An 8,208-nucleotide genomic window follows, 5' to 3' on the forward strand; every position below is an offset into this window, starting at 1 on the left:
GGCAGGCAGAACGGGCAGCTTGAGGGTTGGACTGTCTTTGGGATGCACAAGCGTGAGCTCGAACGACTCGGGTGGACAGTCCGTGGGCACGATTACTTCAAGAGTTACGGTTGTTGGCTTACCCTCAATAAGCTTGGCTTGCAGCGGGCCTTTGACTGTTACCGCGCTCGGTGCAAGATTCTCGCCCGTGAGGGTGAGTTTTACCGTCTGCCCGGCGACAATCCCAAAGACGGACAGCTCTTTAAGGCTGGGCTTATTTTGCACGGTTCTCCGAGCTCCGCAGAAGCTTGCGCGTCGCCAAGTCCCAGAAGAGCAGCTTCCCGTCTAGCGTCCCGGCGATCAGAGTCTTGCCATCGGTGGTGGCGGCAAGGCTGGTCACCCAGTCGGTGGCGTCGGTGAACTCCATCTGAAAGTCGCGTCCATTGGCGGCAAAAACTTTAACTTTTCGCGACGCCGAGACCCAGAAAAGCCGCTGGTTATCGGGGGAGAAGGCGCAGGCGGTGAGCGGCTCGGGCTCGTACTGGGTGGCATCGGGGTTCTCAATGGAACCCTCTTTGATGCTCCAGAGGCGCACGGTCTTGTCGGCAGAACCCGTCACCAAGCGCTTGCTGTCAGGCGAGAACGCGAGCCGCACAATACTGTCTTGGTGGGCATTGAGCGCCGCGATCCGCACACCGTCTTTCGTGCGGTAGAGCTTGGCAGTTCGATCGGCGCTGGCGGTGGCGAGAAACTCCCCCGACGGGCTGTAGGCCACGGCGAGCACGGTGTCCGCATGGTCTTTGAGCAGCCGAAGCCGCTGGCCACGGCTCACACTCCAGAGCGCGGCGGTCTTATCCAGCGAGCCTGTTGCGATTTCATCGGTGCCGCTGCGCCACGCCACAGAAACGACAACGTCCGTATGCCCGGTCAGCTTGCTCTCTACTTGCCCACTTGTGAGTGCAAAAACCGCCACCTCGCCGCTCTCACCGGGGACGCCGCCTGCCGCCGCGAGCCGCTGGCTAGTGGCTTCCCACGCCAAGCTCTGCACCTGATCCGCACACCCTGTGAGTGTGCCTAATAGGTTGCCCGTCGCCGGGTCAAGCAGCCGCACCACCCGATACCCCCCCACCGCCAGTGTCTTTCCATCCGGCGAGAGCGCCAGCGCCGTGACGGGGGCTAACCTCTCGCCTGCCCCTCTCCCAGGCGCTCGTACCTCGCTGAGAAAGGGGGGATTTTGCGGAGTGGCCGCCACCAAACTATCCACCTTTGCGCCTTCGTCGATCCAGCGCTTGAAGACACTGAGCTGGACTTTATCGAGTGCGCCATTGGGGGGCATCTTAGGCTTGAGCTCGCCGTTGCAGTACCGCAGGAAATTGCTCTGTGCGCCCTTGCTGGGCACTATCGCCGCGCCATGCCGTCCGCCTGAAAGCAATTTATCCCGTGTGTCCATGGAGTAGCCGCTGGCGGGGCTGGGGCCGGAGTGGCACGACGTGCAGCTCTGGCGCAGAATGGGCAGCACCTCACGACTGAAGACAATCGGTGGGGGCTTGGGGGGCTGTATCATGCCCCGGACCAGAGCTCTTTGACGGGGGCACACTCGGGCAGAATCGCGACGGGGCGGCTCGACGGTGAGACGATATGCTTCTCGTAGTCAATTCCCAGTGCGTGGTAGATGGTCGCCGCCACTTCCGTGGGGCGGATGGGCCGTGAGACCGTGTACTCTCCGCGCTCGTCGGTCTCCCCAATCACTTGCCCGCCCTGAATCCCGGCTCCGGCAAAGAGCATGCAGCCCGCATTGCCCCAGTGATCCCGGCCCGCGTCCTTGTTGAGCTTACTGGTGCGCCCGAACTCGCCATAAACAGCCACCAGCGTGTCCTTAAGTAACCCACGCTCACTCATGTCGGAGAGAAACGCCGCCAGGGAGCGGTCCAGCGCAGGCAGGGCACTGTCACAGCCCTCGAAGATCTTGGCGTGGTGGTCCCAGCCGCCCTGTGTCACCAGGACAAAGCGCGTGTTGGCCTCCACAAGGCGCCGCGCGAGCAGGAGCTGGCGGCCCCAGAAATCTTTGCCGTACTTGGTCTGGGTGGCATCGGATTCGGCCTTGAGGTCAAAAGCCTTGCGGGCCTCGGGAGAGAGAATCAGCTGGGCGGCTTTCTGCTGGAACGTGTCCATGCTAGTGAGCGCATCGCTGTACTCAAACTTCTTGGCAAGGTTATCGAGCGCCTGCCGCATGCTCTGACGCCGCGTCAAGCGCTCCTCCGCCACGCCGGGCAGCAACGAAAGATTGGGCACCTGCCAGTTGTTGTCCCCGACATTGCCCGCCTTAAACGACTCATAGCGCTCCCCGAGCCAGGCGGCTTTTCCCAGCTCCCAGGTGAAGCTGGCGTTGCGCGGGATGGCGACATAGGGCGGGAGCGTGCTCAAGGGCTTCAGCTCATGGGCGCAGATCGCCCCGACACTCGGGTAGTCGCCGCCCTGCATCAGGCCGTAGTTTCCCGTCAGCATCCACTGGGTCGCGGTCTCGTGGTGATCTGAGCCCGTCACCTGGCCCCGGCAGAGCGCATAAAGATGCGTCAGCTTCGCCATTTCTGTCATCTTGTCAGAGAACTTGATGCCGGACAGCTTGGTGGGAATCACGCCGTACTTGCCGCGAATCTCGGCAGGGGCATCGGGCTTGGGATCAAACGAGTCATGATGTGTCAGCCCGCCGCCCAAATAAATCAGCACAACATTTTTAGCAAGCGGCTTCTGCACCGCGCCGCTCGCCTCGCGTGCCAGTAGTTCCGGCAGGCTCAGGCCCACGGCGGAGAGCGCCCCAAGACGCACAAAATCCCGCCGCGTCATTCCATCGCAGCGTGCATACTCCCGACCCGCATTGACATCCAGCATCGTCGTCGTTTCCTTGGGGCAATTATACCCCCGTCAAATCGCCCCGATAAACCGGAGCGTCTTATTGTCCTCATTCTTCGGACACAAAGACTGCAAGCAGCCATGCCGAGCGAACTTCCCCATGGGCGGGACGCCCTTCGTGTCGGAGTCCGCGACGACAAAAAGACGCCCCCGTTCATGGGGGCGACCCAAACAGGGCAAGTTCAGTGATTGAAGAGAAACTCCGGGCTGTTGAGGAGCGCCCAGAGTGCGTCTTGCAGGGCTTCGTCGCGGTTCTTGGCAGAGGCGAGCGGGGCTTCTAGCGCGATGCGCTCGGTGGGCTTGGGGTAGCGGGCGAGGGCGGACAGAAAGAGCGTGTCGAGGATCTCGGAGTTGGTTTTCTTGGCTTTCACGAGCTGCGCGATAATCCCCTCGCCGCTGGTGAGCTTGTTTTGCACTTCTTGCGAGTTAAGGAGCGCGAGCGCTTGGCCGAGCGCGGGCTCGCAGGTGCGCTCGGACTCGCCCGAGAGGATGCGCGGCGGACGGCCAAAGGTGTCGAGCATCACGGAGGGGATCTCGGCGTCGGCGACCTCGATGGCGCGGCAGCCCTCGGGCTGGCCCTGGTAGCGGTCCGGGACTCCAGTCACCTGCGCGAGGGCGTCGGCTAGTTCTTCGGCGGGGAGGCGGCGCGGCAGGTAGTGCGAAAAATAGCGCGTGTCGAGGCGGCTGGTGGGATTCGCCGTGCTAGTGCGCTGGTAGGTGGTCGAGAGACAGATGGTCTTGAGGAGATACTTCAGATCGAAGTGATGCGATTTGAGATCGGCGGCAAGAGCCGTGAGCAGCCGCTCATTGCTGGCGGGATTGGTGGAGCGCAGGTCGTCCACGGGCTCGACAATGCCCTTGCCAAAGCAGCGCGCCCAGAGCCGGTTGGCGGCGTTGCGCGCGAACTCGTCCTGCGCCACGAGCCACGCGGCGGCTTGAATCCGGCGGTCTTCGTCCTTGGCGAACGTGAGGGTGGAGCGGTCTAAGGGACGCGGCTCGGAGATCTCGTTGGTTCGAAGATGGCGCAGATTCGGGTCGTGCTTACTTTCGAGGCGTTCCGGGATGCCGTCCTCGTTCTCGCCGCCGCCGCTGACTTGGTGAAAGAGCGCGGCGAAGTGGTAGTAGTCGTCCTGGGTGAATTTCTCCGTGGGGTGGTTGTGACACTTGGCGCAGCCGATCCGCTGGCCTAGAAATGTCTGCGCGATCAGCTCCGTGGAGTTCTCCGTGGCGCGCACCCAGTAGCCCTGGTTCGGTTTCTGCGGGACACGGCTGAGCCAGAAGAGTCCGCCGCGGTTGTCGTCGAGCGACCCTGAGGCAGTAAGGATTTTGGTGGCGAGTGTGTCCCACCCGACCCCACTATTGAGCTGCTCGGCCAGCCATGCCTGGAGCTGCATGGCGTACTTGCGGCTCAAATTCTCGCGGCGGAGTGTGAACAAATCCCCGAGCTTGAGCGCCCAGATCAGGCCATATTCCGGGCGCGTGAGCAGAGTGTCAATAAGCACGGTGCGCTTGTCGGGGGCTTTGTCATCGAGAAACGCCCGCGCCTCGGCCTCAGTGGGAAGCGTTCCGATCAGATCGAGAAAAACACGGCGCAGGAACTCGTTGTCGGTGCAGCGGCCCGAGGGCTCGATATGGAGCGCTTTAAGTTTGGCATTGACGGCGTCGTCAATGTAGTTGGTGCGTGCGGTGAAAGCACTGTCTTTGATTTGATGGGGGAACGGAGCACTGAGGCGGATAATCGTGAGTTTGTCGCGGTACTTGGCGAGAACCGCCGTCTCACCCGGGCGGAGCTGCTTTGCCGTGCCATCGTCGGTGACCGAGGCGATGGCGGGGTCATTGACGGAAAAAAGCGCACGCTGGGTCACGTCCTCGGTGCGGCCGTCGGCGTAGGTGGCACGTACGAGTAAGCGCTGAGTTTCATTGGGAGCGAGCACTCTATCACCGGGTAGGACGTCAATTTTAGCCAGGGGCGTCTCTTTGCCCGTTGGGCCGGGGGCACCCTGCTGGAGCCAGCCCAGAAGCATCCGGTGCTCGGGCGAGTTTTTCGTGATTACGCTCCCCCCCCGGTGTGCGATTTCCCCGAGTGGCTTGCGCAGAAACAGGCTGCGCTCGGGAGCCTCGCGGGTGATGCGGCGGCCACTGAGCGCTTTGGTGATCGCGATAAAGTCCTGTTCGGGAGCGTAGCCGCGCAGGCTGAGCTTGAATCCGCCCTTTCCCGCCGCCGCCCCATGGCACGTCCCCTGGCTGCACCCCGCCTTGGCGAGCGTCGGAACCACTTCATTCACAAAAGAGTACGTCGGGGCAACAGCGGTGTTTTTCACGCTCACGGGAATCTTGGCACTGACACTGCCTAGCTCCGCTTTCAGTACGCCCGTGCCATCGGTGCGCGGTGTCAGCGTATTTCCCGCGAGCTGGAGCAGGGGCGGCGGCCAGGTGGTGAGCTTTGCCTGCCCCGTCACGTCCTTGCGACTCCCATCGCTCAGGATCGCCGTCACCAGCACCCGCTGAAGCGCCGTGCGCCCCTCAAGCGCCACCAACGGCGGTGTCACTTCCAGGCGCGTTATTTTTGCGGGTGGCGCAGCCAGAAGCGCCAGCGTGAGCAGGATCACGAACATAGGCTATCGTACCTTAGCAAACGGCCTCCGTGCTACGATACAAGAGACATGACGATTCGTGCCTTTGACCCGACGCGGGACTATCCCGCCATTGTGGCGATCTTCAACGCCAACTTTCCGAGCTTTCAAGAGACCGAGAACGAGTTCCGCTACGGTGATGACTACCGAGAAGAGAAGCATCACTTTGCCCGCATCGTTGCGGAGGAGGGTGGCGTGGTTGCCGGCTACGGCCTGAGTGCCCACGACACGCACAGTTTCCATCCCACCAAGTTTACTCTTGAGGTCTTTGTCGAGCCCACCCGACAGGGAGAGGGCTTTGGCAAGGCGCTTTTTGACCACGTGGTCGCTGCGCTTGCGCCGCTTACTCCCACGGCGCTACGTGCCTACACGATTGAGGGGACGGAGCGTGCGCTGCGTTTTCTGAGCGACCGGGGCTTTGTCGAAGAAATGAGCTACGCCGAGTCGTGGCTGGATGTGGCTCAATTCGATGCCAGCCGTTTCCCTGGTGCCGAGGAACGGGTTCTCTCACAGGGGCTGCGCATCACGACGTTTGCCGAGCTGGGTGCCTCCGACCCGGCGGTTCGCCGGAAACTCTACGAGTTCTCGCAAGTGATCCAGGCCGATATTCCCTCCCCCGAGCCACACACCGCCATTGCCTACGAGGTCTGGGAGAAGCGGTTCGCCCACTCGGGCTACTTGCCCCACGCGCAGTTTCTAGCAGTGGATGGGGAGGACATTGTGGGCATCAGCGCCCTCTGGGGGCGCGAGGCCGACGATCACCTCCAAACGGGCGTGACGGGCATCTTGCGCTCCCACCGCCGCCGGGGGATCGCGCTGGCGCTGAAATTGCGGGCGATTGCGTTTGCCAAAGAGCGCGGCTGCCCGATTATTCGCACCGACAACGAGGTCAACAACGAGGGAATGCTCTCCATCAACCGCGCACTGGGCTTTGTCAAGCAGTCCGGCTGGGTCGGCTTTGTCCGCCACTATCCGTAAGGCCGCCACTATCTGTAGGGCCGTATGAGGAGCTGATAGATGCCGTGGTTCTCGGTGAAGTGAAAGCCTAGCCGGGCATAGAGCCGCTGTGCAGGGTTGTGCGCTTCGACAAAGAGGCTGACGGGCTGCTCAAGCCTGTCGGCCTGGGCGATGACTTGCTGGATGAGCGCCGTGCCAAGCCCGCGCCCCCGAAGCTCGGGCAGGAGCGTGATCTCCATGAGCTGAACCGCGCCGGGCCGCAGGTCAACGTAGATCCTGCCGATGGGCTCGCCGTGCAGCTCGACAATGTCGTAGGCGGCGTCGGGCCAGGTCTTGTGGTAATAGGTGTGCTGGGCATAAAACTGCTGGCGTGCAAACAGCTCTTTTTGCGCATCGCTCCAGGGGGTCATTGCCAGCTCGTCGGCGCGTGTGGTGGCGTAGAGGTGGCTGAGCAGCGCCATATCCGCGTCCGAATCCGTGGCCGGACGGCGGGTGAGGCCGTCCGGCACAGAAAGCGACGAAAGACTCATGCTGCGGTGACGGTGATCCGAAGCTCCTGGGACTTGTCTCCGTCTACGCTCAGACGTAGGCCTTCGGTGGTCAGGGGCATCACAAAATTCGTCGAGGAGCCTTTGACATTCCAGGCATAAAACGGCACGCTGGTGCCGTCGGGAAGCCGGAAGTGCGCGGTGACATTGCGAAACCCGGTTCCTTTCCCGCTGATTGCGACTTGCACCGAGCCCAATGCCCGTTTAGCACCCGAAAGAGGATGCAGTATACTGTAGCGTTATGTTAGCTAGAGAGCTTCGCCAGAAGTACCTATCGTTTTTCGAGAGCAAGGGGGCGCTTCGCCTCCCCTCCGACCCGCTGCCCACCGACGATCCCACGCTGCTGTTTACCGTGGCGGGGATGGTGCCTTTCAAGGCCTACTTTGAGGACCGCGCCACGCCGCCGCGCAAGAGTGTGGTCACGAGTCAGAAGTGCCTGCGCACCAAAGATATCGAGGACATTGGTGATATTAGCCACTGCACGTTCTTTGAGATGCTGGGTAATTTTTCGTTTGGGGACTACTTCAAGAAAGAGGCCATCGCCTGGTCCACGGAGTTCCTGTTCGATGTCCTGAAGCTAGAGCGCGAGCGTATTCGCGTGACGATCTACGAAGAAGACCAGGAAGCGTATGATTTCTGGCGCGCCAATGGCATGCCCCACGAGCGCATCGCGCGGCTCGGGCAGAAGACGAATTATTGGCCGTCGAACGCGATTGTTGAGCAGTCTCAAGGCCCATGTGGCCCGTGCTCGGAGATCTTCTTTGACCTCCAGCCACAGCTTCCCTTTGATTTAGAGTGGGACGGCGAAGGCACGCGCTGGCTGGAGATCTGGAACAATGTGTTTACCCAGTACACCGGCCAGGGCACGGGCGACGACTACAAATTAATCGAGCTGCCCAAGAAGAACATTGACACGGGCATGGGCCTGGAGCGCACGGCGGCGGCGATCAACAATCTGGCCGGGCCGTTCGAGACCGATCTGCTCCGCCCCGTGATTACGACTCTCGAAGAACTATCCGGAAAGCGCTACACGTCCACCCCGCACTCCCCAACCGACATCGCGTTTCGCCGCATCGCCGACCACGTGCGCGCCGCTACTTTCATCCTCTGCGACGGCGTCACACCCGGTTCCAGCGACAAGGGCTATATTCTGCGCCGCCTGATGCGCCGCGCGATTGTGG

Annotated in this window: 8 protein-coding genes; 2 read left to right on the top strand and 6 right to left on the bottom strand. The window is 62.0% G+C overall.

Features of this window, described 5'->3' with window-relative positions; genetic code table 11:
- The 4 genes from ACH2EH_RS23265 to ACH2EH_RS23280 form a co-directional block, all read right to left on the bottom strand.
- Positions 1-264: hypothetical protein (locus ACH2EH_RS23265; protein ID WP_395145530.1), on the bottom strand; the 264-nt coding region annotated here is incomplete at its 3' end.
- Positions 254-1,543, bottom strand: coding sequence for a c-type cytochrome domain-containing protein (locus ACH2EH_RS23270; protein ID WP_395145532.1), 1,290 nt, complete (start codon positions 1,541-1,543; stop codon positions 254-256). The genes ACH2EH_RS23265 and ACH2EH_RS23270, both read right to left, overlap by 11 nt.
- The gene (locus ACH2EH_RS23275; protein WP_395145534.1) at positions 1,540-2,868 is read right to left on the bottom strand and encodes a DUF1501 domain-containing protein; all 1,329 of its coding nucleotides are present in this window, start codon (positions 2,866-2,868) and stop codon (positions 1,540-1,542) included. The genes ACH2EH_RS23270 and ACH2EH_RS23275 overlap by 4 nt, the downstream gene beginning before the upstream one ends.
- Before the next feature lie 203 nt (positions 2,869-3,071).
- Positions 3,072-5,504: a DUF1549 and DUF1553 domain-containing protein gene (locus ACH2EH_RS23280; RefSeq protein ID WP_395145535.1), complete on the bottom strand. Its 2,433-nt coding sequence runs from the start codon at positions 5,502-5,504 to the stop codon at positions 3,072-3,074.
- Between the two features lie 48 nt (positions 5,505-5,552).
- Between ACH2EH_RS23280 and ACH2EH_RS23285 the strand changes: the two genes are divergently transcribed.
- Positions 5,553-6,500: a GNAT family N-acetyltransferase gene (locus tag ACH2EH_RS23285; RefSeq protein WP_395145537.1), complete on the top strand. Its 948-nt coding sequence runs from the start codon at positions 5,553-5,555 to the stop codon at positions 6,498-6,500.
- Positions 6,501-6,508: 8 nt separating this feature from the next.
- On the opposite strand, the gene ACH2EH_RS23290 is transcribed toward ACH2EH_RS23285, so the two are convergent.
- Positions 6,509-7,009, bottom strand: a complete 501-nt coding sequence (locus tag ACH2EH_RS23290; protein ID WP_395145539.1) for a GNAT family N-acetyltransferase — start codon at positions 7,007-7,009, stop codon at positions 6,509-6,511.
- Positions 7,006-7,215: a hypothetical protein gene (locus ACH2EH_RS23295; protein ID WP_395145541.1), complete on the bottom strand. Its 210-nt coding sequence runs from the start codon at positions 7,213-7,215 to the stop codon at positions 7,006-7,008. Before ACH2EH_RS23295 ends, ACH2EH_RS23290 begins: the two co-directional genes overlap by 4 nt.
- Positions 7,216-7,268: 53 nt before the next feature.
- On the opposite strand from ACH2EH_RS23295, the gene ACH2EH_RS23300 reads away from it, so the two are divergent.
- The coding region (locus ACH2EH_RS23300) for an alanine--tRNA ligase-related protein (protein WP_395145543.1) at positions 7,269-8,208 on the top strand (940 nt) is incomplete at its 3' end.

This window comes from Armatimonas sp. (assembly GCF_043760365.1).
Classification (GTDB): domain Bacteria; phylum Armatimonadota; class Armatimonadia; order Armatimonadales; family Armatimonadaceae; genus Armatimonas.

Excerpts from the sequence above, each read along its gene's own strand:
- ACH2EH_RS23270 (WP_395145532.1), bottom strand. The coding sequence starts at position 1,543 with ATGATACAGCCCCCCAAGCCCCCACCGATTGTCTTCAGTCGTGAGGTG.
- ACH2EH_RS23275 (WP_395145534.1), bottom strand. The coding sequence starts at position 2,868 with ATGCTGGATGTCAATGCGGGTCGGGAGTATGCACGCTGCGATGGAATG.
- ACH2EH_RS23280 (WP_395145535.1), bottom strand. The coding sequence starts at position 5,504 with ATGTTCGTGATCCTGCTCACGCTGGCGCTTCTGGCTGCGCCACCCGCA.
- ACH2EH_RS23285 (WP_395145537.1), top strand. The coding sequence starts at position 5,553 with ATGACGATTCGTGCCTTTGACCCGACGCGGGACTATCCCGCCATTGTG.
- ACH2EH_RS23290 (WP_395145539.1), bottom strand. The coding sequence starts at position 7,009 with ATGAGTCTTTCGTCGCTTTCTGTGCCGGACGGCCTCACCCGCCGTCCG.